General features: G+C 67.0%; 24 protein-coding genes and 1 pseudogene. 14 read left to right on the plus strand and 11 right to left on the minus strand.

The window, feature by feature from the left end:
- Nucleotides 1-149 precede the first annotated feature (149 nt).
- Nucleotides 150-1748, minus strand: coding sequence for a D-alanyl-D-alanine carboxypeptidase (locus tag BVIR_RS07075; RefSeq protein WP_060833011.1), 1599 nt, complete (start codon nucleotides 1746-1748; stop codon nucleotides 150-152).
- 412 nt (nucleotides 1749-2160) lie between these two features.
- Here BVIR_RS07075 and BVIR_RS07080 point away from each other — a divergent pair, with 412 nt between their 5' ends.
- A complete protein-coding gene (locus BVIR_RS07080; RefSeq protein WP_055037062.1) occupies nucleotides 2161-2502 on the plus strand; it encodes a phasin family protein in 342 nt (113 codons plus the stop codon).
- A 95-nt stretch (nucleotides 2503-2597) separates the two neighbouring features.
- On the opposite strand, the gene BVIR_RS07085 is transcribed toward BVIR_RS07080, so the two are convergent.
- Nucleotides 2598-3950: a TadE/TadG family type IV pilus assembly protein gene (locus tag BVIR_RS07085; RefSeq protein ID WP_055037063.1), complete on the minus strand. Its 1353-nt coding sequence runs from the start codon at nucleotides 3948-3950 to the stop codon at nucleotides 2598-2600.
- 600 nt (nucleotides 3951-4550) lie between these two features.
- Between BVIR_RS07085 and clpS the strand changes: the two genes are divergently transcribed.
- From clpS to BVIR_RS07110, 4 genes are all read left to right on the plus strand, one after another.
- Nucleotides 4551-4880: an ATP-dependent Clp protease adapter ClpS gene (gene clpS / locus BVIR_RS07095; RefSeq protein WP_060833051.1), complete on the plus strand. Its 330-nt coding sequence runs from the start codon at nucleotides 4551-4553 to the stop codon at nucleotides 4878-4880.
- A gap of 9 nt (nucleotides 4881-4889) precedes the next feature.
- The gene (gene clpA, locus BVIR_RS07100; RefSeq protein ID WP_055037065.1) at nucleotides 4890-7343 is read left to right on the plus strand and encodes an ATP-dependent Clp protease ATP-binding subunit ClpA; all 2454 of its coding nucleotides are present in this window, start codon (nucleotides 4890-4892) and stop codon (nucleotides 7341-7343) included.
- A gap of 112 nt (nucleotides 7344-7455) precedes the next feature.
- Nucleotides 7456-8235, plus strand: a complete 780-nt coding sequence (locus tag BVIR_RS07105; RefSeq protein WP_169788589.1) for an AzlC family ABC transporter permease — start codon at nucleotides 7456-7458, stop codon at nucleotides 8233-8235.
- On the plus strand, nucleotides 8232-8564 hold the full coding sequence (locus BVIR_RS07110; RefSeq protein WP_197604414.1) for an AzlD domain-containing protein: 333 nt from the start codon (nucleotides 8232-8234) through the stop codon (nucleotides 8562-8564). Before BVIR_RS07105 ends, BVIR_RS07110 begins: the two co-directional genes overlap by 4 nt.
- A 55-nt stretch (nucleotides 8565-8619) precedes the next feature.
- Here BVIR_RS07110 and BVIR_RS07115 read toward each other — a convergent pair whose 3' ends face one another.
- The gene (locus tag BVIR_RS07115; protein WP_055037067.1) at nucleotides 8620-9045 is read right to left on the minus strand and encodes an HIT family protein; all 426 of its coding nucleotides are present in this window, start codon (nucleotides 9043-9045) and stop codon (nucleotides 8620-8622) included.
- Nucleotides 9046-9300: 255 nt separating this feature from the next.
- Nucleotides 9301-9639, minus strand: a complete 339-nt coding sequence (locus BVIR_RS07120; protein ID WP_055037068.1) for a hypothetical protein — start codon at nucleotides 9637-9639, stop codon at nucleotides 9301-9303.
- Nucleotides 9640-9961: 322 nt separating this feature from the next.
- Between BVIR_RS07120 and BVIR_RS07125 the strand changes: the two genes are divergently transcribed.
- Together BVIR_RS07125 and BVIR_RS07130 are read left to right on the plus strand one after the other, a co-directional pair.
- On the plus strand, nucleotides 9962-10699 hold the full coding sequence (locus tag BVIR_RS07125; protein ID WP_055037069.1) for a LuxR family transcriptional regulator: 738 nt from the start codon (nucleotides 9962-9964) through the stop codon (nucleotides 10697-10699).
- A 225-nt stretch (nucleotides 10700-10924) separates the two neighbouring features.
- A complete protein-coding gene (locus tag BVIR_RS07130) occupies nucleotides 10925-11536 on the plus strand; it encodes an acyl-homoserine-lactone synthase (RefSeq protein ID WP_082416806.1) in 612 nt (203 codons plus the stop codon).
- Between the two features lie 40 nt (nucleotides 11537-11576).
- On the opposite strand, the gene BVIR_RS07135 is transcribed toward BVIR_RS07130, so the two are convergent.
- From BVIR_RS07135 to BVIR_RS07145, 3 genes are all read right to left on the minus strand, one after another.
- Nucleotides 11577-12836, minus strand: a complete 1260-nt coding sequence (locus BVIR_RS07135) for a GNAT family N-acetyltransferase (RefSeq protein WP_055038737.1) — start codon at nucleotides 12834-12836, stop codon at nucleotides 11577-11579.
- Nucleotides 12837-13002: 166 nt separating this feature from the next.
- Nucleotides 13003-13749 (minus strand): glycerophosphodiester phosphodiesterase family protein, encoded by a 747-nt coding sequence (locus tag BVIR_RS07140; RefSeq protein WP_055037071.1) that lies wholly within the window; start codon nucleotides 13747-13749, stop codon nucleotides 13003-13005.
- Nucleotides 13746-14210, minus strand: a complete 465-nt coding sequence (locus tag BVIR_RS07145; protein WP_055037072.1) for a RidA family protein — start codon at nucleotides 14208-14210, stop codon at nucleotides 13746-13748. The genes BVIR_RS07140 and BVIR_RS07145 overlap by 4 nt, the downstream gene beginning before the upstream one ends.
- A 140-nt stretch (nucleotides 14211-14350) precedes the next feature.
- Between BVIR_RS07145 and BVIR_RS07150 the strand changes: the two genes are divergently transcribed.
- On the plus strand, nucleotides 14351-15187 hold the full coding sequence (locus BVIR_RS07150) for a cell envelope integrity EipB family protein (RefSeq protein ID WP_055037073.1): 837 nt from the start codon (nucleotides 14351-14353) through the stop codon (nucleotides 15185-15187).
- Between the two features lie 297 nt (nucleotides 15188-15484).
- Nucleotides 15485-15610 (plus strand): annotated as a pseudogene (locus BVIR_RS16765) (IS256 family transposase); the annotation flags it as partial.
- Nucleotides 15611-16190: 580 nt separating this feature from the next.
- Here BVIR_RS16765 and petA read toward each other — a convergent pair.
- The gene (gene petA, locus BVIR_RS07160) at nucleotides 16191-16742 is read right to left on the minus strand and encodes a ubiquinol-cytochrome c reductase iron-sulfur subunit (protein ID WP_055037075.1); all 552 of its coding nucleotides are present in this window, start codon (nucleotides 16740-16742) and stop codon (nucleotides 16191-16193) included.
- Between the two features lie 48 nt (nucleotides 16743-16790).
- Entirely contained in the window at nucleotides 16791-17216 is a 426-nt protein-coding gene (locus BVIR_RS07165; protein WP_055037076.1) for a DUF134 domain-containing protein, read from the minus strand.
- A 285-nt stretch (nucleotides 17217-17501) separates the two neighbouring features.
- Between BVIR_RS07165 and BVIR_RS07170 the strand changes: the two genes are divergently transcribed.
- Nucleotides 17502-18086: a Tll0287-like domain-containing protein gene (locus tag BVIR_RS07170; RefSeq protein WP_055037077.1), complete on the plus strand. Its 585-nt coding sequence runs from the start codon at nucleotides 17502-17504 to the stop codon at nucleotides 18084-18086.
- 92 nt (nucleotides 18087-18178) lie between these two features.
- Here BVIR_RS07170 and BVIR_RS07175 read toward each other — a convergent pair whose 3' ends face one another.
- Nucleotides 18179-18604: a hypothetical protein gene (locus tag BVIR_RS07175; RefSeq protein WP_055037078.1), complete on the minus strand. Its 426-nt coding sequence runs from the start codon at nucleotides 18602-18604 to the stop codon at nucleotides 18179-18181.
- Between the two features lie 271 nt (nucleotides 18605-18875).
- Here BVIR_RS07175 and BVIR_RS07180 point away from each other — a divergent pair, with 271 nt between their 5' ends.
- Both BVIR_RS07180 and BVIR_RS07185 read left to right on the plus strand, forming a co-directional pair.
- Entirely contained in the window at nucleotides 18876-19067 is a 192-nt protein-coding gene (locus BVIR_RS07180; RefSeq protein ID WP_055038738.1) for a YgaP family membrane protein, read from the plus strand.
- Between the two features lie 183 nt (nucleotides 19068-19250).
- Entirely contained in the window at nucleotides 19251-19619 is a 369-nt protein-coding gene (locus tag BVIR_RS07185; RefSeq protein WP_055038739.1) for a carboxymuconolactone decarboxylase family protein, read from the plus strand.
- Between the two features lie 204 nt (nucleotides 19620-19823).
- Here BVIR_RS07185 and BVIR_RS07190 read toward each other — a convergent pair whose 3' ends face one another.
- Nucleotides 19824-20771 (minus strand): SLAC1 anion channel family protein, encoded by a 948-nt coding sequence (locus tag BVIR_RS07190; protein ID WP_055037079.1) that lies wholly within the window; start codon nucleotides 20769-20771, stop codon nucleotides 19824-19826.
- Nucleotides 20772-21416: 645 nt separating this feature from the next.
- Here BVIR_RS07190 and BVIR_RS07195 point away from each other — a divergent pair.
- Nucleotides 21417-22760, plus strand: a complete 1344-nt coding sequence (locus BVIR_RS07195) for an ABC transporter substrate-binding protein (RefSeq protein ID WP_060833010.1) — start codon at nucleotides 21417-21419, stop codon at nucleotides 22758-22760.
- Nucleotides 22761-23142: 382 nt separating this feature from the next.
- On the plus strand, nucleotides 23143-25113 hold the full coding sequence (locus BVIR_RS07200; protein WP_236823731.1) for a TonB-dependent receptor: 1971 nt from the start codon (nucleotides 23143-23145) through the stop codon (nucleotides 25111-25113).
- Nucleotides 25114-25428: the final 315 nt, after the last annotated feature.

Here is a 25428-nt window from a genome sequence, read left to right on the forward strand (position 1 = left end):
GACACGGACACGCGGACGACGTGCCCCATACGGCTTCCGGATGATCAAGTCGGTGACCCCGGAAACAGCTCCGCCGAAAAACCCCTAGTCTGAAAGGAATTTTTCGGCGACGGCAGTGCGAGCCTCCGGCCGATTGGCTGGAGTTCGTTTCAGTTCTTCAACGGCATACAGGCGAAGTCGGATTTCTTGAGGACGCGGCAGGCTTCGCGCGCGCGTTCCTCGTCGAAGCCGGCAAAGCGGGCGCGGTAGAGCGCGGTCGAGCCCTTGACCACCTTCTCGGTGAAGGGGTCGGCCGAGGCGAGCAGGCCCCGGTTGCGGCTCTGGGCTTCGCGCAACTTGTCACGTGCCTGCGCCTCCGCCGGGAACGCGCCGATCTGGATCATCCATTCGCTGCGCGCGGCGTGGGCGGCGGCGTTCGAGACCGCGGCCGCGGCCGGCGTGGGCGGCATCTGGACGGGCGCCGACACCGGGGTGACGCGCGCCACCTGGGCGTCAAGCGTATTGGGTGCGGGCGGGAAGGTGCCGCGCGGCGCCGAATTGCCGCCCGGGCCGATGGTGACGACCGCAGCGGTGATCGCGCCGCGGGAGGGCGCCGCCGGAGCCGTGGCGGACGAGGTGTCCGAGGCCGGCGTGATGGCGCCGAGCGGTGCGCGGGTATTGGCGGGGCCGACCTGGATCGAGCGCACCGCGTTGGGACGCAGCGGCTCGGTGGAGCCGGGGCCGGGGCGCGCAATTGCCGCGGTGGCAACCTGGTCGGCCCGTACCGACGCCAGCGCCAGCGGCACGCCGGGGCTCCGCGGCTCGGCCGCGGCCGCCACCGGCTCGGACTCGGCGATGCGCGGCGCGGTGTGGGCGCCGGCGAAGGCCCGCGGCAGGTGGGATTCGAGCAGCTCGGCCATGCGGGCGTCGCGCGCGGCGCCGGAGCGGCCGCCCAGCACCACGCCGACCAAGTGGCGGCCGTCGCGCCGAACCGAGGACACCAGGTTGAAGCCGGAGGCGCGGGTGTAGCCGGTCTTGATGCCGTCGACGCCCTCGACCCGGCCGAGCAGCCTGTTGTGGTTGGCGATCTGGCTGCCGCGCCAGGCGAACTGGCGGGTGGAGAAAAAGCGGTAATAGCGCGGGAAGCGCTCCTGGATGGCGCGGCCCAGCACCGACATGTCGCGCGCGGTGGTGACCTGGTCCGGGTTCGGCAGGCCGGAGGCGTTGCGGAAGGTGGTGCGCGACATGCCGAGCGCGCGGGCCTTGCGCGTCATCACCGCCGCGAACGAGGCCTCGTCGCCGGCGACGGCTTCGGCGATGATCACCGCGACGTCGTTGGCCGAGCGGGTGATGATGGCCTTGATGGCGTCTTCGACCTCGATGGTCGAGCCGGGCCTCAGGCCGAGCTTGGTCGGCTCCTGCGCGGCGGCGCGGGCCGATACCGGCAGTTCGCTGTCGAGCCGCAGGCGCCCGGCATCGAGCTGCTCGAACAGCAGATAGAGTGTCATGATCTTGGTGATCGACGCCGGGTGGCGCAGCGCGTCGGCGTTGGCCTCGTGCAGCACCCTGCCGGTGTTGGCGTCGACGACGATTGCAGAATAGCCGCTGCGCCACTGCTCGCTCGAGGTGGTCGCCTGAGCCGGCTTGCTGCGGTGCGATTTTTGCCGGGCGTCGGCCGGTTGCGGCAACGCCAGCCCGATCGCGGCAGCGACGGCGGCGACACGGATGGCAAACGGCACGAAGCCCCGTCCATGGCCGAGAACAATCATCGGTTCGTCCGTTGCAGTTCCTCGCGGCCGCAGGAGTTGCGGCCTCGTCACCATGCGCACAGAACTGCCGGGGATCATCGCGTGACCCCGGAGTCACGATCCACCGCCAGCCCTCGTCGGAAAAGGGCTCTTGGCCGGATGGCAGCCAGCCCCACGGGGTCGGATGCTATTGAGCCCCCCGCACGACTGAGCGCAGCCCAAGCCTTGCGCGAAGGCGGGTCGACCTCGAACATTAGGCCGGGAGAGTTGATGGACGGTTAAGGAGACGCAACAAATCTGGCGTTATATTGCAGTGCGGTACGAAACCTTGACCGGAATGCTGCATTGCGATACCCCTCGTTGAGGCGGAGCCGTCGCAATTCCGCCTCCCCCCTGCGCCAACCGGCGGCTAAGCCGAAAGAGAGGAACGGTCATGTTCCAGAATTTTGACGAAATTCAGAAGCTCAGCCAAGAAAACGTCGACGTCGCGGTTAAGTCGGCCAGTGCCGTCACCAAGGGCGTGCAGGCGATCGCGGTTGAGGTCGCCGACTATTCGAAAAAGTCCTTTGAGCAGAGCTCTGCCGCCGCCGAGAAGCTGTTGGGCGCCAAGTCGCTCGACAAGGCGTTCGAGATCCAGTCTGACTACGTCAAGGCCGCCTATGAGGGCCTGATTTCGCAGGCGACCAAACTCGGCGCGCTCTACACCGACCTCGCCAAGGAAGCCTGCAAGCCCTACGAGAACGTTTTCAGCCGGTTCGGCGCGCCCAAGTCCTGAGCCCGGTTTCGAGCGCGGCCCCAGGCGTCGCGGCCCTAGGCGTCGCGGCGCTGGCGGCGCCTTCCCGGCTTCGCTCGCCGGCAATCGCGCGCGCCTCAATTCGAGAGGTGCAGGCGGACCAACTCAGAGGCGATCTGGTCGAACACCGAGACCATCTCCGAGGCGGAGGTCAGGTAGAAGAACTTCTCGGAGTCGGAGGCGCAGTTCTTCAGCAGCGTCGATTTCGCGTCGTTCCCGGTGTTCACCTGGATGGTGTAGATGGTGATGTTCTGCGCCTTGATGTTGGCGCAGGTTCCGGTGTCGCACTTGGTGCCGCTGCACATCCGCGAATCGACCTTGGTTGACGTGGACGAGCCGTCGCCGTCCCAGCGGTTGCGGGTGTTGAGGCCGTCGCTCAGCAGCACGATCGCCTCCCGGTAGGTCTGGTCGGTCTTCTTGGCCGGCACCGTCAGCGGACCGCCGCCGACCAGCGACTGCCACGCCCACACCAGGCCGATCGGCTGGTTGGTGGCGCCGACCGCGGTCAGGTTGGTGACCGTCGACTTCAGCGCGGTCCAGTTGTGGCCGAGCCCGATCATCTGCTCTGGACAGTAGTCATTTTGAGTGGCCGGAAATTTCGATTCCGTTCGGGTCCCGATCTCGTCGGTGCGTTGATCGTAGCCTTTGCCCGCGGTGGATGGATAGGCCGCGTCAGGGGTGCCGCGGTCGGTCACGCAGCCGCCCCAACCCGATTTGTTGGTCGAGATGGTCCATATGCCGTAGGTTTTGTTTCTGCCGCTCCCAGTAGAGGCGGCCAGGCACTGAACCTTGCTGACCGGCCCCGAAATGCTACAGCTGCCATAATCGCTCCAGTCCAGCCAGCTCGCGTTCTTGTTGGTTTTTCCGACATTGACGGTCTCGCTGAACGGGATGATCGAGACCTCGACGTCGCCGTCCTCGGCGGCAGCCGCCTGCAATTGGTCGAGCAGGCCCTTGGCGGCGGTCTTGAGCGCCGAGAGCTTGTTGGACGAATTCATCGAGCCGGTGGTGTCGAGCGACAGCGCGACCCTGAGCTTTTCGCTGCCCCATTTCACCGTGGCGGTCGTCGCCAGCGGCATGGCCAGATAGTCGGAAAACACCATCATTCGTGTCGGCATGGTGCCGCTGGCCGATACCGACAGCGTGCCCTTGCCGGGGGTAACCGAGACCTCGATGGCGGCGACGTCGCGGGCGCCGAAATTGGCGTCGAAATACTGCCGACCCTTGGTCTGGAGGTCGGCGCTGGTGGTCGAGGTCGGCAGACGGCTCAGTGCCAGCGCGGTGGAATCGACCGCGTTCTGCATCTTGGCCAAGCCGTCGATCTGGCGGCCATAGTCGACCGCGACGCCGATGGCGCCGATGACCGGGACCAGGGCGACGGCGAAAATCGCTGCAACATTACCCGTTTCGCAGCGCAAGAAACGGAACATGGCATCCTCCCGCTCATCGTCGGCGCGCCAGCCTAAAGCGGGGAGGTAACAGTTCCCTTAGACCTGTCGGAAAATCCGCCAAATGTTTGCTAAAGCTTGATTAACTGTGGCAGGGGAAAGCTGTTGAGCCAAAGGCCGCTACGGAGCCTGCGCCGCGGCGTCCCGGCTGAAGCCGCCGGGCCGGCGATCCCACCACGGCGCCGTCTCCAACAGATTGAAGGGGAGGCGGGAATTTTCGCAAAACTCGATCGGATCGGCCGCCGCGGCTGGCGCCGGGAGGGCGGCTTGCGCCATAATCCGCCGGACAAGGCCGAGGCCGCGGTTTCGGCGGGTGGTTTTGATCACTCGCATGTGAACGGGCCGCGGCCAGTGGCGGCGGCGCTGCCGCGCCAGCGTGCGCGGCCTGACCGCACTGGCGGCGCGCCGAGGCTGTTACTATTATTACGAGGTGGATCGGCGGTCGGCGGTGTCGATATCGGCGCTCATGGCTGCCGTGTGTCCCGTCCGTCGATGTCGAACCAAAGCGTTGCCGGCTTGCCGATGATCCTGGAGTTTCCTCTGACCAAATCGCGAGATGCCGCGCCGGGGCGTCCCCGCGCAATGGCCGACAAGGGCAAACCGGTCACGCCGGCCGGGCCGGGGACGGCGGTGATCGCGCGAACCAAGGCGCAGACCAAGCGCCCGAGTTTGTACCGCGTGCTGCTGCTGAACGACGATTACACGCCGATGGAATTCGTCGTTTTGATCCTGGAGCGGTTCTTTGGAAAGAACCGTGACGAAGCGACGCGCATTATGTTGCATGTCCACCACCATGGCGTCGGCGAGTGCGGGATCTATACCTATGAGGTGGCGGAAACAAAAGTCACGCAGGTGATGGACTTCGCCCGCAAACACCAGCACCCTCTCCAGTGCGTTATGGAGAAGAAATAGGAGCCCCCGTTGCCCAGTTTCTCCCGCAGCCTCGAACAGTCCCTGCACCGCGCCCTGGCCCTGGCCAATGAGCGGCACCACGAGTACGCGACGCTGGAGCATCTGCTGCTTGCCCTCGTCGAAGACCAGGACGCGGCGGCGGTGATGCGGGCCTGCAATGTCGACCTCGACAAGCTGAAGCGGGCCCTGGTCGATTACATCGACAGCGAACTGGACAATCTCACCACCGACGGCAGCGACGAGTCCAAGCCGACCGCCGGTTTCCAGCGCGTCATCCAGCGCGCGGTGATCCACGTGCAGTCGTCCGGCCGCGAGGAGGTCACCGGCGCCAACGTGCTGGTGGCGATCTTCGCCGAGCGCGAAAGCCACGCCGCGTATTTCCTGCAGGAGCAGGACATGACGCGCTACGACGCCGTCAACTACATCAGCCACGGTATCGCCAAGCGGCCCGGCCTGTCGGAGAGCCGGCCGGCGCGCGGCGTCGAGGACGAGGCCGACACCAAGCCGGGCGAGGAACCCAAGAAGAAGGGCGATGCGCTCGATGCCTATTGCATCAACCTCAACAAGAAGGCGCGCGACGGCAAGATCGACCCGTTGATCGGACGCGACAACGAGATCCAGCGCACCATCCAGGTGTTGTGCCGCCGCCAGAAGAACAATCCGCTGTTCGTCGGCGACCCCGGCGTCGGCAAGACCGCCATCGCTGAGGGTCTCGCCCGCCGCATCGTCAATGGCGAGGTGCCGGAGGTGCTGTCGAACGCCACCGTGTTCTCGCTCGACATGGGCGCGCTGCTCGCCGGTACGCGCTACCGCGGCGACTTCGAGGAGCGGTTGAAGCAGGTCATCAAGGAGATCGAGAACTACCCCGGCGCCATCATGTTCATCGACGAGATCCACACGGTGATCGGCGCCGGAGCGACCTCGGGCGGGGCGATGGACGCCTCCAACCTGCTGAAGCCCGCACTGTCCTCGGGCAGCGTGCGCTGCATCGGCTCGACCACCTACAAGGAATACCGCCAGTACTTCGAGAAGGACCGCGCGTTGGTGCGCCGGTTCCAGAAGATCGACGTCAACGAGCCGTCGCCGGCCGACGCCTTCGAGATCCTGAAGGGGCTGAAGCCGTACTTCGAGGACTTTCACAAGCTCCGCTACACCAACGAGGCGATCAAGGCCGCGGTGGACCTCTCGGTGCGCTACATCCACGACCGCAAGCTGCCCGACAAGGCGATCGACGTGATCGACGAATCCGGCGCGGCGCAGATGCTGCACCCGGAGGGCCGCCGCAAGAAGACGATCGGCGTCAAGGAGATCGAGGCCGTGGTGTCGACCATGGCGCGGATTCCGCCCAAGACGGTGTCGAAGGACGACGCCGAGGTGCTGGCCAACCTCGAACGGACCCTGAAGCGGGTGGTGTTCGGCCAGGACAAGGCGATCGAGGCGCTGTCCTCGGCGATCAAGCTCGCCCGCGCCGGCTTGCGCGAGCCGGAGAAGCCGATCGGCTCCTATTTGTTCTCGGGGCCGACCGGCGTCGGCAAGACCGAGGTGGCCAAGCAGCTCGCCGACTCGCTCGGCGTGCCGCTGACCCGCTTCGACATGAGCGAGTACATGGAGCGGCATACCGTGTCGCGGCTGATCGGCGCGCCGCCAGGCTATGTCGGCTTCGACCAGGGCGGCCTGCTGACCGACGCGGTCGACCAGAACCCGCACTCGGTGCTGCTGCTGGATGAGATCGAGAAGGCCCATCCCGATCTCTACAACATCCTGCTGCAGGTGATGGACCACGGCAAATTGACCGACCACAACGGCAAGCAGGTCGATTTCCGCAACACCATCATCATCATGACCACCAACGCCGGCGCGAGCGACCTCGCCAAGGCGGCCTACGGCTTCACCCGCTCCAAGCGGGAGGGCGACGATACCGAGGCGATCAACCGCCTGTTCGCGCCGGAATTCCGCAACCGCCTCGATGCGATCATCCCGTTCGCGCACCTGCCGACCGAGGTGATCGCGATGGTGGTGCAGAAGTTCGTGCTGCAGCTGGAGGCCCAGCTCGCCGACCGCAACGTGACCATCGGGCTCAGCTCGGAGGCGACCGACTGGCTGGTCGAGCACGGCTACGACATCCAGATGGGCGCGCGTCCGATGGGCCGGGTCATCCAGGAGTCGATCAAGAAGGCGCTGGCCGACGAGGTGCTGTTCGGCAAGCTGCGCAAGGGCGGCCACGTCAAGGTGGTGGTCGAGGAGGTCGACGGCGTCCGGAAGCTCGGCTTCGAGTTCCTCGAAGGGCCGGTGACGCCGAAGCCCGAACCGGTGGCGCCGGCGAAGAAGGTGCGCAAGCGCAAACCGGTGTTCGCCGCCAAGGTCGCCAAGCCGAAGCCCAAGGCGGACAAGCCGACCAAAGGCGGCAATGGCGGCGGCAGCGCCCGCAGCCCGGTGCCCAAGGTGCCGCTGATCAAGGCGTGAGCAGGCAATGAACGGAAGGCCGGGCCGATGCCCGGCCTTTCTGCATCGGGGCCGGGCGGACTTGGACGGAAGGCCAACTTTCGCTCGGATGCCGGATCGGTCACAAGGACGCATGGCTGAACCGTCCGCTCCCCGCCCAGAACAGACCTCCAGCACCCCCGCCGCCGGCACCGGTGCGTCCGGCGCCATGACCGCGCGCGAGGCGCTCGCCGCCGGCGTCCGCATCGCGTTCGGCCCGCCGGTTCTGGTGCTAATGGCCTCGTTCATCGGCTTCGGCGGCCTTGCCGCCGACGCCGGCTGGCCGGTGGGTGCGGCGGTGCTGGCCACGCTCACGGTGTGGGCGATGCCGGGCCAGGTGGTGCTGCTCGGCGCGGTGGCGGCGGGCACATCGCCGCTGGCCGCGCTCGCTGCGGTGTCGCTGTCGGCGGTGCGGCTGCTGCCGATGGTGGTGTCGCTGATGCCGGTGTTGCGGTCGCCGCGCATGGCGCTCGGCACCCAGTTCTGGAGCGCCCATTTCGTGGCGCAGACGGTGTGGGTGGAATCGTTCCGCCACCTGCCGGAGCTACCGCGCGAGGCGCGGCCGAGCTTCTATCTCGGCATGGCCTACACGCTGATCGTGGCCTCGGCGCTGGCGACCGGGGCGGGCTATCTCCTCGCCGGCCGGCTGGCCGAGCCGCTGGTGATCGGCCTGGTGTTCCTGCCGCCGGTGTTCTTCCTGTTGTCGCTGGAGCGCACCGCCGCAAGCTTCGAGGACAAGCTCGCCTTCGGGTTCGGGCTGGTGCTGTGTCCGATCATGGTGGCGGTGGCGCCCGACCTCGATTTGATGCTGACCGGGGTGGTTGGCGGCGCCGCGGCGTTTGCGGCCGGGCTGTTGCGGGAGCGGTGGCGGTGAGCGAACTCGGGATCTACGCCATGGTGCTGGCCGCCGCTGCGGCAACCTATGTCTGGCGCTTCCTCGGCATCGCGGTGGCGAACCGCATCGACGACCGCAGCTTGGCGTTTCGCCTGGTGCGGGCGGTGGCGACGGCGCTGGTGGCCGGCCTTGCGGCGCGGCTGGTGCTGTTTCCGACCGGCGGGCTCGCCGCCACGCCGCTGGTGTTGCGGCTCGGCGCCACCGCGGCCGGCGCCGCCGCCTATGCCGCCACCGGCCGCTCGGTGACCATCGGCCTGATCGCGGCCGATGCGGTGATCATCGCCGGGGCGTGGTGGCTGCAGCTTTGATCACAATTTGAATCCGTACCTTCACGCAAGTGCCGGATTCAAAAAGTGAAACAGGTCACTGGTCCAGTGCGGCCGCCAGCTTGTCGGCGTGCTGTTTCAGCACCGCCATGTCTTCCTTGACCGAAGCCGGCGGCTTCATCGCCACGCCGACGTGGCGGGGGATGATGTGGACGTGGAGATGGAACACCTCCTGGCCGCCCGCCGCCTCGCTGAACTGGGTGAGGGTGACGCCGTCGGCGGCGAATGCCGTCTTGGCGGCGATGGCGATCTTCTGCGCGGTGCGGATCACCTCGGCAAGGTCGTCGGGCTGGACGTCGAGCAGGTTGCGGGCCGGCGCCTTGGGAATGATCAAGGTGTGGCCGGGCGCCCGCGGCATGATGTCGAGGAAGGCGAAGGTCTTGGCGTCCTCATAGACCTTGAAGCAGGGGATTTCGCCCCGGAGAATTTTGGCGAAGACGTTGTTGGGATCGTAGGCGGTCATGACGGGCCTCAAGGTCGGCAACGGGTGGCAACTCCCGCAGCGCTTCCGGAAAATCGCGCCCCGGCGTGAATCGGGCGAACGGACCTTTCCAGCTTAACGCATTTTCCCGGCAACGCCGGCGGCCGCCTTTGCCCGCCGCGCCTTCGTGGCACCGGCACCTGGCCGGCGTCCGCCGGGCGCAGAAAAAGGGCGAGCCGCCCTTCGGCGGACCCGCCCAGCTGTTGTTCAGCGAACGCGCTGCCGTGGTGCCGTTCGTCAGCGCCACGCGCAGTAGCGGCGGCCATTGCGCCACCAGCACACCCGCCGCCGCGGACGGCGCCAGGGCGGCGGGCCGCCACGGCAGACCCGCTGACCCCACCGGTTGATCCAGCAGCGCCGGCCCCACTGCACGGTCTCGGTGGCGGCCTCGTCCGCCTCCGGCCGGAACAGCGCGTCATAGGCCGGTGTGGTGGGGATCTCCGGCGGAACCGGCAGCGCCGGCGCCGCGTCGGCCGCGCCGGTGGTGACGGCAAGCGAGCCGACGGCTCCGACCGCGATAAGGCCGAGCACGAAGGCACGGCGATGAAGCTCGGGATTCGGTTGCGGATGTGCCATGAGCCTCCTCCTAAAGGCAGCGTCAAATGCGCCTTAAGCGCAACGCTGCTCGCCTCGAATTGTTCAAGGCAATTGTGGCGGCCGATTGCAGCGCCAGAAATGCCAACAAAACCTTACGTCATCGCGCCGATGACGTCGTCGGTGCAGCCGAGGCGTGGCGCGCTCCAAGGGCGCCGGCATGTGCGGCGCATCGTCCGTCGGCGTGTTTGGAGATGAATTTTTCTCCACACTTGGGTACGTCAGCAGATGCACCCCGACGCCGGCAGCAGCGGCGTCAAGGAGCGTGGCTTCGGTGGGATCGGCCGGACACCGGGAGGCAGCGATGGCTTCGTTGGTTGATCACGCCAAGATCGCGTTTTCGGCGGTCGAGCGCCTCGAGAAGGCCGTTCACACCAACGATCTGATCAAGACGTTCCGGCTCTGTCTCGATCCATTCGGCTACAATGTCGTGCTCATTACCGGTCTGCCCGATCCGCCGGCCGATCCGCAGCCGTTTTTCCTGGTGAACAGCTGGCCGAACGGCTGGCACGACCGCTACCTGGAACGGGACTACTACCGCGACGATCCGGTGGCGGCGTTCGGCCGGGTGCGGATCGACCCGTTCACCTGGCACGACGCGCCGATCGACGATGAGCGTCAGCCGCGCGGCCGACTGATCATGGCCGAGGCCGCCGATATCGGCATGCGCGATGGCCTGGTGATCCCGATCGTGACCAGCCGCAGCCTGCATTCGTGCGTGTCGGTGGCCGGCGAGGCGCCGGAGCGGGACCCGGACGTTCAGCGCGCCATCCATCTGGTCGGCATGTTCGCCCATGCCCGCGCCGTCCAGCTCGCCAGCGAGCAGGCGCCGGTTCGCCGCCGGCTGTTGAGCGACCGCGAGCGCGAGGTGCTGCTGTGGGTGGCGGCGGGCAAGACCGCCTGGGAAATCTCCCGCATCCTCGGCATCGCCGAGCGGACGGTGATCTACCACGTCACCACCGCGGCGCGACGGCTGCAGGCGGTGTCGCGCACCCACGCCGTCGCCCGAGCCATCGCGCTCGGCGAGATCTCGATCCCATAGTTCCGTTTCCCGCGGATGGGCTCCTCGGAGTTTCGAAATCTGTCGCGGGAGTCGGCAAGGGCCGCAGTCGCGGCGCCGGCCGGGTTGGCTGTGCGGGGTGGCCGTTGGTTTTACGGCATTTTACCGCTGGTTGATCCAGTAACAACTTACAGGTGACGACGAGAATCTCTGCCCCTAGGGTGAATTAATCCAGGGGAGGCAGAGTTGATCCACGTCGTTCACCGCATGAACCGTCACCTATACAAAAATGAACTGATGGAACATTTCCATCTTCGCTATGATATTTACGTCAGAGATCGGAAATGGATGGACCTCGATCGTCCGGTTCCGTTGGAGATCGACCAGTTCGACACGCTCGATGCGTTCTATCTTCTGTCGCTTGATGGTAGTCGACTGGTCGGCGGCTCGCGGCTGATCCCGTCGACCCGGCCGCACCTGCTCGGCGACGTCTTTCCCGACCTCGCCCTGCGCGGGGTGCCGCGTCAGCCGGACGTGTTCGAATGGACGCGCATTTTCGTCGCCAAGGCGCACCGCGGCGGCGACAGCCGGGCGCTGGGCGAAATCCTGTGCGGCATCTGCGAATTCTCGCTGGAGGAGGGCATCTCCGCCATCACCGCGGTCGCCGAGATGTGGTGGACGCCGCGCCTTCTGGAGATGGGCTGGAAGGTCGAGCCGCTCGGCCTGCCCCGACTGATCGAGGGCGAGCCGTGCAACGCATTCCGGTTCGCGATGGACGAGGAGGTGCTGGACAGCACCCGGCGCTATTTCGGCGTCGATGCGCCGGTGCTGCTGCGGCGCGCGCCGGAACTGGTCGCGGCCGAGGTGGCGCGGGTGTGACTGCAACCTGGTTCGACGGCCTGACCGGCCGGATTTCGCCTCACAGGTCGCCGTCCTCGGGCTGGCCCTTGCGAAACGGCGCGCTCGCCAGCAGGTCGCGGCCCATCTCGGCGACATAGGCCCGCTCGCGGGCGAGGTAGTTGGCGACGCCGCGGCGCAAGCCGGGGTCGAGGATCAGGTGGGCTGAATAGGTCGGCACCGGCAGGTAGCCGCGCGCCAGCTTGTGCTCGCCCTGGGCGCCGGCCTCGACCCGGTCGAGGCCGCGCTCGATGGCGGCGTCGAGCGCCTGATAGTAGCAAAGCTCGAAATGCAGGAACGGGTGGTGCTCGGTCGCGCCCCAGTGGCGGCCATAGAGGGTGTCGGAGCCGACGAAATTGAGCGCGCCGGCGATCCAGCGGCCGGCGCGCCGCGCCATCGCCAGCACGATCTTGTCGGCCATCCGCTCCGACACCAGCGAGAAGAAATCCCGCGTCAGATAGGGCCGGCCCCATTTGCGCGAGCCGGTGTCGATGTAGCAGGCGAAGAAGGCGTCCCACACCGCTTCGGTCAGGTCGGGGCCGGTGAGGCGGTGGATCTCGATGCCGGCGGCAAGCGCCTCGCGACGCTCGCGGCGGATCGCCTTGCGCTTGCGGGCGGCGAGGTCGTCGAGGAAGGCGTCGAACGTGCCGTAGCCACGGTTCAGCCACTGGAACTGGCGGTCGGTGCGCGTCAGCCAGCCCTCAGTGCCGAGCTCGGTCCATTCGCGCCCGGTCGGGAAGGTGACGTGAACCGAGGACGCGCCGGTCTGCTGCGCCAGTTCGGCGAGGCCGGCGGCGAGCAGGCGGCGCACCGCCGGCGCGTCATGGCCGGGCCGCACCAGCAGGCGCGGGCCGGTGCATGGCGTGAACGGCACCGCAACCTGGAGCTTGGGATAGTAGCGGCCGCCGGCGGCCGCGTAGGCGTCGGCCCAGCCCTGATCGAACACGTATTCGCCGCGCGAATGTCCCTTGAGGTAGGCCGGGACGGCGCCGACGATGGTGCCGCCGCCGTCCTTGGCGATCAGATGGAGCCCGGCCCAGCCGGTGCCGGCGACCGCGGAGCCCGACTGCTCCAGCGCCGACAGAAATTCGTGCGAAACGAAGGGGTTGTCCGCGGTCTGCTCATAGGCCGGGAAAAGCTCGTCATCGGCGGGTACCGAGCCCGCGGCCGCCGCCCCGGCTGTCACCGCGGGGCGGGCGCAGGCATTCCACGCATCGCGCGCGATGTCGCGGAAGCTCCCGACCACGTCGAGGCTGAGGTCGTGCGGGGTGGGATCGAACATGGCGACGATGGCGGACACCGTCACGTTACGCCGCAGGTCGCGGCCGGATCAGTTTTCATGCGGCGTCCCGACCATCGCGTCGTGACGCCGGCCGTGATGTCGCCGCACACCATACATGCGGCGAGGTTATCGACTCAACCGCCCCATGCGTCGGCATCCGGCGCCGTTACGGCCGAAGCCCCTCGAAAATGATCTGGTCCGCCCACCGCCGCGCCCTCGCGCGGTCGGCGTTGGTCCGCACCGTCCAGGTCAGCAGCGGCAGGCCGAGCCCGTGCCGCGCCAGCCAGGTCGCCGCGCTCGGCAGGTCGCGGATGCCGAACGCCACGAACTGGGCGCGGGAAGAGGGCAGATGGAGCAGGTTGCCGAGGCGCTGCTTCTGCCAGCGCGTGAGCCCGGTCCACTCCGCATCGTCATAGTGGCGCTCGGCGGTGATGCCGCGCACCACGTCCGGCGCCAACCGGCGCAACGCGGCGACGAGGTCCGGGTCGAACGACATCATGGCGAGCGGGCCGGCATAGCCTGCCGCCACCTCGGCGGCGCGCACGGCGAGGCGCAGATCGCCGTCGAACCGGCTTTTCAGCTCGACGATCAACGGCACCCGCCCCGCCACCAGCGCCAAGAGATCGCAGAACCGCAGCATGGCGTCGCCGGTGGCGCGGAACCGCACCGCTTGCAGTTCGCGGGCGGAGAGGGCGGCAAGCGGGCCGGTGGCCTCGGTCAGGCGGTCCAAGGTGTCGTCGTGGAACACCATCGCCTCGCCGTCGGCCGAGCGCTCAAGGTCGACCTCGATGGCGTAGCCGGCGGCGATCGCCGCGGCGCAGGACGAGCGTGTGTTCTCGACGACCCCGGCGGCGGGATCGTGCAGCCCGCGGTGGGCGATCGGCCGCGCCGTCAGCCAGCCCGGCGCCATCATTCGACCTCGAACAGGCCCTCGACTTCGATCAAGGCGCCCAGCGGCAGCTCGGCGACGCCGACGGTGGAGCGGGCATGGCGGCCGCGCTCGCCGAACACCGCGACCATCAAATCGGAGGCGCCGTTCATCACCTTGGCCAGGTCGGGGTAGATCGGGCCGCTGTTGATGAAGCCGCCGAGCCGCACCACCCGCACCACGCGGTCGAGGTCGGAGACGGCGGCCTTGACCTGGGCGAGCACGTTGAGCGCGGCGAACCTCGCCGCCTGCTGACCGGTGCCGAGGTCGAAATCGGCGATCTTGCCCTTGTGCGACAGCGTGCCGTCCTGGGCGAAGCAGAGCTGGCCCGACACCGTCAGCAGCGCGCCAGTCCGCACGAACGGCACGTAGGTCGCCACCGGCGCGGCCGGGGCAGGGAGGACAAGCCCGAGTTCGGCGAGCTTCTGTTCGGCGGTTCCGGCCATTGCTAGGGGTCCTTCAAGGGTGCAGGCGGTCAGGGTTGCGCCAGTGTGGACGCAGCCGGAGGTGCCGCACAAGGCGGGGTAGCGTTGTGGCGGCTGCGCGTGGCCAGTATGGTGCCCGGCGTGGGGCTAGGATCGGGTTCATGAACGTCACATCGCTCGCCGCGGCCGTCGGCCTCGTCGTCGGGTCTATCGCTCTCGCCGCCACCCCAGCCGTCGCCGACGAGCCGCCGGCGTTCGTGCCGCACCGCGCGGTCTACGATCTCGACCTCGACGGGCCGATCACCAAGTCGCAGGTCCGCGCCGCGCGCGGCCGCATCGTTTACGAGTTCTCCGGCAATGCCTGCGAGGGCTGGGCGATGTCGTTGCGTCAGGTGGTACAGATCGAGGGCGCTGACGAGCGGTCGAACGTGTCCGACACCCTGGCCACCAGCTGGGAAGACGCCGCAGCAAAGACCTTCCGGTTTGCCAACCAAAGCTCGGTCGACCGCGCGTCGCAGGATGTCAGCGAGGGCCGCGCCGAACGCGGCGCCGACGGCCGCGTCACCGTCAAGATTGCCAAGCCGGCGGACGGCGAGGCGGCGCTGGGCGCCGGCGTGGTGTTTCCGACCGAGCACATGCGGCGCCTGGTCGAGGCGGCGCGCAAAGGTGAGCGCATCGTCTCCGCCAAGGTGTTCGACGGCACCGAGTCCGGCCACAAGGTCTATGACACCATGAGCGTGGTCGGCCGCCCGATCGAGCCGGGCACCGGCGCGCTGGAGGCGGCGGCGCAGCGGCCGGAACTCGCCGGCCTGCAGCGCTGGCCGGTGACCGTCAGCTATTTCGACGCGGCCTCCGACTCGCAGACGCCGCTCTACACGCTGGGCTTCGAGCTGTTCGAGAACGGCATCAGCCGCAACCTCACGCTCGACTATGGCGACTTCCGCCTCCGCGGCGAGATGGCGACGCTCGAACTCCTCGCCCCGATGCCGTGCCCGTGAGGCGCCGGAGCATGTTCCGCGATAGCTGAGATCGGGACGCGACGTTCCTTTTTCGGAATTCCGACATCAGAGCCGAAGGGCGGTCGTCCGCACGTTTCGACGCGACTGACCCGCCCTGGGTTTGCCGGCGACTGTATTGGTCGTGTCCCATCCGGTGGTGTAGCTCGGCGGTCACGAAGCCGATCGCAGGCGTGCCCATGATGGCGCCGTAGCGGGCGGGCGGCTTCGCGAGGGTGGCCATCGGCAGTTTCTCGGTAGGGTCTGGTTGCGACACCAACCTGAACCTGAGGACCACCGATGACCGACGAGATGTTGAACCTTGGCGCGCTCGTGGAGAAGACCCCCGACGCCGATGTGTTGCGGGAGATGATCGGCTTTGCCGCCGTGCAACTGATGGAGCCGCAGGTCGGCGGGCTGACCGGCCGGCTTTCGGATCAGGCGTTCCTTGTCAGCCTCGCTTTAATGGCAGCCGCAGTCGTCGTCGTGGGGGGCGGCTGCCGGCAGCGTGCCGGAAATATAGCGGCTGACCGCTGCGACGGGGTCGGTTTCACTGGTGGCTACGGCATCGACGCCGCGAGACGCCATCCGGTTGACGAAGCCGGGGCCAGCGCTGGCCGCGATCACTGCCCGCATGGTGTAGAGCGGGTGATCCCCGCCACCCTGAAATTCGTGAATTGCCATCTCCTTGGGCAGGTCGAGACGCTCCACCTCGCGCGGCGGCGCGCCGGCGTCGACCTCGAACACCAGGAAACGGCGGGTCTTGCCGGCGTGGGGGGTCACGGTACGAAAATTCTGGCTGGCGACCGCGATGCGCATAGACGTCTCCGAAATTACAGGGAAGGGGCGGTGCGGGCGCGACGGCAACGCTGACCCCCGGCCGCTCGGGCCGAGGCTTCGGTTGACGACGCTCGAGGACCGCAGTGCGGTCGCCGAAAACCCGCTGTCGCGCAGGGGCTCTCGGCGAAACTGTTACCGGGCTTGAGAAGCGACCTCCCGGACCCGATCAAGCCTCGCCGATGACGATTTTGGTGTCGCTGGCGAACCGATAGGGCGGAACCGGCAGGTTGGTCGGCGCCGGGCCTTTGCGGACGCGGCCGGAGGTATCGTACTGCGAGCCGTGGCACGGGCAGAACCAGCCACCCCAATCGCCCTGGTGCCCGAGCGGAATGCAGCCGAGGTGGGTACAGCTGGCAAAGACCACCAGCCACTCGGCCTTGCCGGCCTTCACACGGGCGGAGTCGGGTTCCGGGTCCATCAGCGCCGCCACGTCGGTATTCTCGGCGGCGGCGATTTCTTCGGTCGTGCGGTGGCGGACGAAGATCGGCTTGCCGCGCCAGAAGATGCGGACGATCTGGCCATCGGCGATCGGGGCGATATCGAATTCGATCGGGGCGCCCTGGGCGATCGTCCCGCTATCGGGGTTCATCTGGTCGATGAACGGCCAAGCCACCGCGGCGAGACCCGCGGCACCCATCGCCGCGGTGCTGAGCAGCAGAATATCGCGCCGGTTGGGATGCGCCGATGCGGGCGGTTCGGGAGATGTGGTCGTGGTCATGTCGAGGGATCCTTTGATTGCACTTGCACGCGAACGGTCGACGTCGGCTCAGGAGTCGGGAGAGGGTGTCTCCTCGGGCGCCGTATCGTCCTGGTCGCCGACATTGGTTTCGCGCCAGCGGCAATGGCCTCGCCGCCGCCGCATCCGGCGTCCCGGGCAGTCTTCCGCGACGTCGTCGCCGGTTGCCATGCGCACCGCGCCGCCATCAATGCGGATCGCGCAGCCACGCGCCAGCGCGGTGGCAACGGCGGTGCGCGCCCCCGCCAGCAGCCGGGAAAAGGTCGGGCGGGACACCCCCATCAGCTCGGCCGCGGTGATGTGCTCGAGCCCTTCGGCGTCGGCCAGCCGCAAGGCTTCGAGGCCGTCGACGGTCAGCAGCACCTCGTCGAGTTCGGTGAGCGGGATGCCGCGCGGCTTGAAATAGCGAACCGGCAGCTCCTCGCGCACGATGCGAACCTTGTGGGGGCGGGGCATGGCAGCTGCCGATCATTGCGCTGTTTTGAACATATGCTCAATATAGGTGGCTCGGCGCCGTCCGCAACTGCGTCGAGCGCATGACGCCGCCCCTCCAGCCGCAACGCTGTGGCAACGCCGCCGGTTGCGCCACCGCAGGCTGAAAGATACCGGCCGCGAACGCAGGAGACGGTGACTTCGTCACAGACGACAGGCGCTGCCACCCGTAACCCATGCGGATAGCGGTGCTGGCGGGATCGACCTCGGTCCGCCCGCCATCCTCCAACCGACACACGGAACCCAGCGATGCCGCACAAGACCGCTTACGTGATCGTTGCGCTGGCGGCTGCCGCCGCGCTTGTCGCCGCCTCGGTGCGAGAGCGGGCCGAGGCCAGGCTTGCGCTTGAAGCCAAAGCCGCAGCGCTGACCAAGGACTTTGCCGGCACGCTGCTCGGCGCGCTCAAGGGCGCTGTCGAGAGTTCCGGAACGGTTGGCGCCGTTGCCTTTTGCGGCAAGGAGGCGCCGGGCATCGCCGCGGACGCATCGAACCGCAGCGGCTGGATAATGTCCCGCACCAGCCTGAAGCCGCGCAATCCGGCCGCGGCGCCGGATGCCTATGAGCGCGCGGTGATGACGGACTTCGCCGCGCGCGTTGCCGCCGGCGCCCCGGCGGCAACGCTCAAGCGTGCCGAGATCGTCGAGCAGAACGGTGGGCGGGTGTTCCGCTACATCCAGGCGATCCCGACCGGCGAACTCTGCCTTTCCTGCCACGGCAGCAACCTGAAGCCTGAGGTCAGCGCCAAGATCGGCGAACTCTATCCGGCCGACCAGGCCACCGGCTTCAAGCAGGGCGACATGCGCGGCGTGTTCACGCTCAGCAAGACGCTGTGATCGAAATCCGGCCGATCAGGCCGGAGTTTCGTCGTGCTGTCGCCGAGTTTCCTTAGGTCACCAAGGGCCCAACCGGCCGATCGCAAACCCGATCACTGCGCTCGGAATACGCCGTGGCAGCCGGCACAATTGGCGGTGATGGCGGCGATGCCGCCGAGTACCTGCACCCATTGCTCCGCCGACGGCTTGGCGGGAATACTCTCGGTCAGCCGAGCGAACTCCTCGGCGGAGCGATGATAGGCAAGGCCGAGTTCGCGGAACTCGATCGGCATGTAGCGGCCGATGCCCTTGCCGCGTCCGATCGCCATTTCCTTGCGCGCCAGCGCGCCGGCTTCCTTCGTCTGGCCGGCGGCAAGCAATTGGATGACGCCGTCGAGCGCAGCCATGTGGTTGCGCATCTCCTCAAGGAACAGTTCGCGAATCTCCGGCGGCAGGTCGAGCCGGGTGCGGGCATCCTCGGCTGCTGCCGGCAGCGACGCGAGCGCCAGCATCAGGCCAAGCACGGTCGATTTCAGCATAGCGTGTCTCCATGGGTGGTGGCTGATCGTGCGGTCGCATGATGGGCCGGGGTCTCTTTTCGACGAAATCCGGACGATCCGATCGGGGTTCGTCGCATCGGAAGGCGCTGCGGCGGCTGCGCATGTGCGGCTGCCGCGGCCTCTCTGCGGGCGTCTTGGCTGAAGTTTGCGACTCTTTGCGCCACGCCACTGTGACTTCATCACAGACCCGCGTCTGTGAGGCTCCTACCTTGCTGCCACTCAAAGAGGATTCGAGGAGGACCACATGAACATGACCGCGAACGTTGGAACGATCGACCGTGTGTTGCGCGCCGTTGTCGGTATTGCGCTGATCGCCTGGGCGGCGACGGGAGGCCCGGTGTGGGCGTGGGTCGGCGTGGTGCCGCTCGCGACCGCGGGCTTCAGCTTCTGCCCGGCCTATTCGCTGCTCGGCATCAAGACCTGTCCGACGCCGCGCACCTGAACAATCGAGCCTTGGAGCGCCAACCGATCCGATTGAACCGGGTGGTGGCTTTAGGTCTTCGAGTTATCGCATTCTCGTACGCAAAACCGGTATCCAGTTTTGCTGAGAATGCTCTCGTCCACGCCCATGGGCCGATCCCCCGCATCGTCCCATGGGCTTTCTTATTTTGGAGTGATGGACCACATGCATAAGAACTGGACGGCGATAACCGGCGAACTCTCGGTGGCGCTCAAGGAAGTGCGCTCTGGCGCCCCGGACGTGATGAAGGGGTTCTCCGCCATCGCCCAGGCGGCGCTCAAGGCGAATGCGCTCGATACCAAGACCAAGGAGCTGATCGCGCTCGCGATCGCGGTGGCGACGCGCTGCGACGCCTGCATTGCCTTCCATGCCGAGGCAGCGGTCAAGCTTGGTGCCACCCGCGACGAGGTGATGGAGACCATGGGCATGGCGATCTATATGGGCGCCGGCCCGAGCGTGATGTACGCGGCTCAGGCGGTCGAGGCCTACGACCAATTCAGCAAGAAGGCAGAAGCCAACCACGCGACCGGATGATACGGGTTGCGGATCGTCACGCCGTCCAGACGCTGATTGTTCGCGGGAAATCCCGCCGCCTTCGAGCCACGATTTCGGCGACGGCGTGTCGGCCGGGCGATGCGACCTCTGGGAAGCCACCCTGGCGCTGCGCTTTCCGTGCGATAGAGAAAAACCCGGCCGAGTGGCCGGGTTTTTGTTTGTGCGGGCGGCCACGACGGTCCGCTATTTTTCCGGCACGCAGATCTGCCCGCGCCAATGCGCGACCATCGTCCGCACCAGCAACGCCGCGATCAGGACGATCAACAGCGCCCACAGCGCAAGGCCGGCATAGCTGACGCCCAGGTTCGCGGTCTTCTCGCCATAGGCCAAGGTGGCGATGGTCAATGCTGCCGAGGGGAACGACAGCGCCCAGAACGGCACGCCGAACGGCGCCCTGGCGATGCGGCCGGCGGCGGCGGCCACCAGCGCCGCAAACGCGATGGTGGCGCCGAACAGCAGTTGGGCACCGGCATCGAGCCCGCCGCTCAGCTTGACATAGGCGATGAACGCCACCGCCGGCGGCGCGATCAGGATCGCCAGCGTCGGCACCAGCTTCGGCGGCAGCGGCGCCTCGAACACGAAGCGGTGGATCACCATCGGCAGCAGCAGCAGCCAGAACACCACGCCGACGCCGAAATAGAGCCACGACACCGAGACGTAGCCGAGCGACACCCCGGCGATCGGCATCACCACATTGCCGACGGCGGGGATGAACCATGCCGGGTTCAGCGTCGCCACCGGAATGGTGCGCGGCCCCATCCAGCTCGACACCACGCCGACGAAGCCGATGGCGTGGCCGATCGCGGCGACGATCCAGATCGGCCGCGCCACCTCCGGTGCGATCGGCAGCAGCATGGTCGCCACCAGCGCCAGCGCGATGCTGGCGGCCGGGAAAAAGTTGATGCGGACGTGGTGGTGCCATTCCTCCACCACCGCGTGGGGATAGCGCATCAGCTTGATGAGGTAGGCAAGGAAAATGAACGCGCCGACCGCGAGGGTGACGCCGGCCATGCCGAGCGCGACCCTGTCAGCCACGGTTGCGAGCAGGCCGCTGGCGGTGTGGGCTGCCCGTTGGCTGGCGATCGTGGCGCCGGCGAGGCCCATCACCATGCCGAACAGGCCGACGGGCATGTGCGCCAAGGAGCCCGTCCTGGAGGTGTCGGCCGGTGCCGCTTGCGTGCTCGGCGGCACCGGAGGTGCGGAGGGCGCACCGTGCGCCGTTGTCGCCGCGAGGGCGTGGTCGGCGAGGGTTCCCGTATCTGACATATCCGGCTCCCGGAAATTGCGATGTGGGCGAGCCGTCGCAGGTTCGCTTCCGGGTGTCGGTGACTTGATCACCGACACCGGCGTGCAGCCGTGCCAGCATCGAACCTGCCCGCAAGCTTGGCCCCGATCACGCCCCCCGGGGTCCAGGCGATGGGGCAAAGCCGAGGCCGTTCCGCGCGTCCGCTTGGCGCGTGCGGGACGGTCTCGCGCCGGCCAGCACGGCGCTTGCCGTTTCATTTCCTGCTGCCGCTGCGGGCGCTGGGCGCTCCAAGCGCGGCGCGAATGCGCCATCACCGGCGACACGCGCCACCCTTTGCCGTGGACGGTTCGAACTGGCCTGGTGCGGGCGCCGCGGCGCCCAGCCCCACCCAGGTACCTCGTCTGGCGGAATAGGCTGGCGGACTGGTCAATTCTTAGGCGATTTTCCCATCTCGTTGCGGCAATTTCAATCTTGCCGACCGGTTAACTTGCCGCATTATTGCCGTTATGAATGTAAACTATATAACGACCGTGAGCCGTTTGCGTGGGCGATGGCTGCAGGTCAATGGCACCCTCGGAGGTGCGCGACGCGCCGTCTCCGTCGCCGCGGCGCTGATACTCGGCGGCGTCGTGCTGGCCAGTCCCGCGGCGTCGAAGGACACCGTGGTGGTGCTGACCACCTATCACGACGACGTCGTCGGCCCGGTTGTCAAGGCGTTCGAGACGGCGCATCCGGACATCGCGGTCGAACTGGTCTGGAAGCAGGGCATTGAGGCGTTCGGCGATCTCAGCAAGCCGGACCAGAGCGGCATCGACGTGTTCTGGGGGCCCTCGCTCAGCACCTTTCCGGCGCTGCGCGACCGCGGCGCGTTCCGGGCGATCACGGTCGACCGTGCGAGCATCCCGGGCCGGATCGGGCGGCAGCAGATTTCCGATCCGAACGGGTTGTTCGAGGCCTACGAGGTTGCCGGCTACGGACTTGCATTCAACCTCGACCGTCTTAAGGAGCGGGGGCTCGGCGTGCCGAAAGCGTGGCGCGATCTCGCCACCCCGCGCGTTGCCGGTGCGGTTGGACTTCCCATTCCGGCATCGGTCGGGTTCTCGCCCGCGCTCTACGATGTCATCTTGCAGTCGGAGGGGTGGGAGCGCGGCTGGGCGCTGATTTCGGAAATCGCCGGCAACGGCAAGCTTCTCGGCATCGGCGGCAGCCCGACCGATCTTGTCGCCGCCGGCGACATCGCGGTCGGCCTCACCATCGACTTCTATCCGATGGCCGCGGCAGCCAGTGGGCGCCCAGTCGGCTTCGTCTATCCGGCGCGCACCGCGTTCCTGCCGGCCCACATCGCGACGACCGCCAGCGCGCCCAATGCCAAGGCCGCCGCCACCTTCGTCGCATTCCTGCTGTCGCGCCCGGCTCAGGAGCTGCTGCTGCGGCCCGACATTCGCCGCCATCCGATTCGGCCCGACGCCTATGGCAAGATTGACGCGGTATTTGCCAATCCCTTTGCGCCGGCCGACGACATCACCTTCGCCTATGATGCCGACCTCGGACGACTGCGGCGCGGCGTTATCTCGGCGCTGTTCGACGCCGCCATTACGAGCCGGCACCAACGGGTCGCCGCGCTGTGGCGCGCCATCCATGATGCCGAAGCCAAGCTCGCCGCCCAGCCGAACCCGAAATATTCCGAACTGCTCGCCGAAGCCCGGCGCCTGGCCGGCAGCGTTCCGGTGAGCGCCGAGGCGGCGACGGACCCCGCCCGGCTGGCCCGGATCAAATCCTACCCGAGCGACATCGCGGCGGTCTGGAACGCCGAACTCGACCGTGCGCACGAGCGGGCGTTCGCCCTGGTGCGGCGGGTCGGGGCGGACTTCTAGCACCCCGCAATGTCGGGCCCGGTGCCGCACGTGAAATTGGGCACGAACAAACGCCTTGAGGACCCGGCCTGACGCGGTCGGACCGGGACCGCTCGCGCGCCGCGGCGCCACCACCAGGGCTATCGGCATCGCAATTTCACGACGGCGAGGACACGCGCTGCGATGGACGACGTGTGTCTTCGAACAGCAGCGGCGAACGGCGCGAGCGCCGTTCCAGACCACTTCGAACGCAATGACGACCACAGCGGGGGCAGGGGATATGCGTTTACGACGTCAAACATGGGTGGTTGCGGCCGGCGCCGTGGTCGCCGGAGCGCTTGGATCGGCGACCGGCGGACCCGCCGCAGCCGAGGACGGGATTTTCAATCTCGGCGAGATCCACGTGTCCGCGCCGAGCAGCAGCACCCAGGAGACCGACGACTTCGGCGGCAGCACCGTCTCCGGCGATCAGATGGAGACCTTCGCCACCGACACGCTCGACAAGGCGGTCAATCTCGCGCCCGGCGTGTCGAGTTCCAATTCCGGCGGCACCCGCAACGAGCAACTGATCTATGTCCGCGGCTTCGACCGCTGGCAGGTGCCGCTGTCGATCGACGGCGTGCGGATCTATCTGCCCGCCGACAACCGGCTGGACTTCGGCCGCTTCCTCACCCCCGACGTTGCGGCGGTTCAGATCGCCAAAGGTTACGTCTCGGTGCTCGACGGCCCGGGCGGCATGGGCGGCGCCATCAACCTCGTCAGCTACAAGCCGACCAAGGAACTGGAGGCGGAGGGCCGCACCCAGGCCGAATTCGGCACCGACGGCACGTTCGAGGGCACGCTGAACTACCTTCGCGGCGGCTCGCGCACCGAGAACGGCTACGTCCAGGCCAGCGGAACCTATCGCGACCAGCGTGGCTGGATGCTGTCGGAGAGCTTTAACCCGACCGCGGTCGAGAACGGCGGCCTGCGCGACCACTCCGACACCCGCGACTGGAACGTCAACCTCAAGGCCGGCTACACCCCGAACGCCACCGACGAATACTCGATCAACTTCATCAAGCAGGCCGGCCAGAAGGGGGCACCGTACCACGTCACCGATCTGTCGACCAGCCGCCGCTTCTGGGATTGGCCGCAGTGGGATATCCAGAACCTCTACTGGCTGTCCAATACCCAGGTCGGTGATTCGTCCTATGTGAAGACGAAGGCGTATTATAATACGTTCAACAATACGCTGAGATCGTTCTCCGACTGGCAGCAGACCGTTCAGTCCGGCTCGAACGCGTTCAACAGCTATTACGACGACTACGCCTTCGGCGGGAACGTCGAGGCTGGCACCGAGTTCGGTCGGTTCGACACGTTGAAGGCGGCGTTCAGCTTCCGTCGCGACGACCACACCGAGTGGAACGAGAATTTCACCAACAGCTCGGGAACGTCGTCCGGTTGCGTCCAGAGCGCAGTGTGCTTCACCGAGCCGAAGCAGAACACGGTGGAGGATACCTATTCGATTGCGCTTGAGAACACCGTCCATGTCACGCCGGCGTTCGACCTGGTGCAGGGCGTCAGTTACAACTGGCGTAACCTGATCTCCGCCGAGGACTTCACCACCGCGAACGGGTTGATCTATTATCCGCTGAAGGACAGCGACGCCGTCGACTATCAGGGCGCGGCGGTCTGGCGCTACAGCGAGACGGCGAAGGTGTTCGCCAACTTCTCCCACCGCACCCGTTTCCCCACGCTGTTCGAGCGCTTCAGTTCGCGGTTCGGCGGCGCCTATTCCAATCCGGGGCTGGCGCCGGAGGTGGCCACCAACTACCAGGTCGGCTGGGCCAATGCCTTTGCACCCAAGAGCCAAGTGTCGGTGACGGCGTTCTACAGCGACGTCGAGGACATGATCCAGTCGGTGAATATCACCTCCAGCATCACCCAGTACCAGAACGTCGGCGACGGCTATTTCTACGGCGCGGAAGCGTCGTTCGACTATGCGGCGTCCGATACCTGGACGTTCGGCGGCAACATCACCTGGATCGATCGCGAGGTCACCAACCCCAGTGACCCGAGCTTCCAACCGAGCGGTGTGCCCGAGATCAAGGGTCTCGTCTACGCAACCTGGCAGCCCTATGAAAATCTCAAGCTCACGCCCAGCCTTGAGTTCGCGGACGATCGCTGGACATCATATACCGTCAACAAGGTCAATTATTATTACACCACCGGCGCCTATGTTCTGCTCAATTTCCGCGCAGAATACGCCATTAATGCACACTTCACGGTTGCGGCCGGCGCCCGCAACCTGCTCGACCAGGATTATTACCTGAGCGACGGCTATCCCGAGGCGGGGCGCAGCTTCTACGCCTCGCTCAAGGCGACGTTCTGATGTCGGGAGTCCAGGCGCCGGACCACCGGCGCCTGGGACCGGCGTCGGCAGCCCGCTCGATCGGGATGGGCAATTTCGGCGACCGACGACGAGACGCCGGCCGGCTCGACCGCATTTGGACAGCCCGCGACGGCAGGGCATGGCCGCGGCATTCCGGGCGTCGCAGCTCTGCTCGGAAGGTTTTGGATTTGGCGGAGAGAAATACTTTTGAATTGTTCTGGCTAAAGAATATCTGCACAATGATTAATATTATGCAATTGAGGTGGCAATCGTTGCTGCCGTAAGGTTCGTGCTGTCAATTAACTACCAAGTCCG

The sequence above is a fragment of the Blastochloris viridis genome (assembly GCF_001402875.1).
Classification (GTDB): domain Bacteria; phylum Pseudomonadota; class Alphaproteobacteria; order Rhizobiales; family Xanthobacteraceae; genus Blastochloris; species Blastochloris viridis.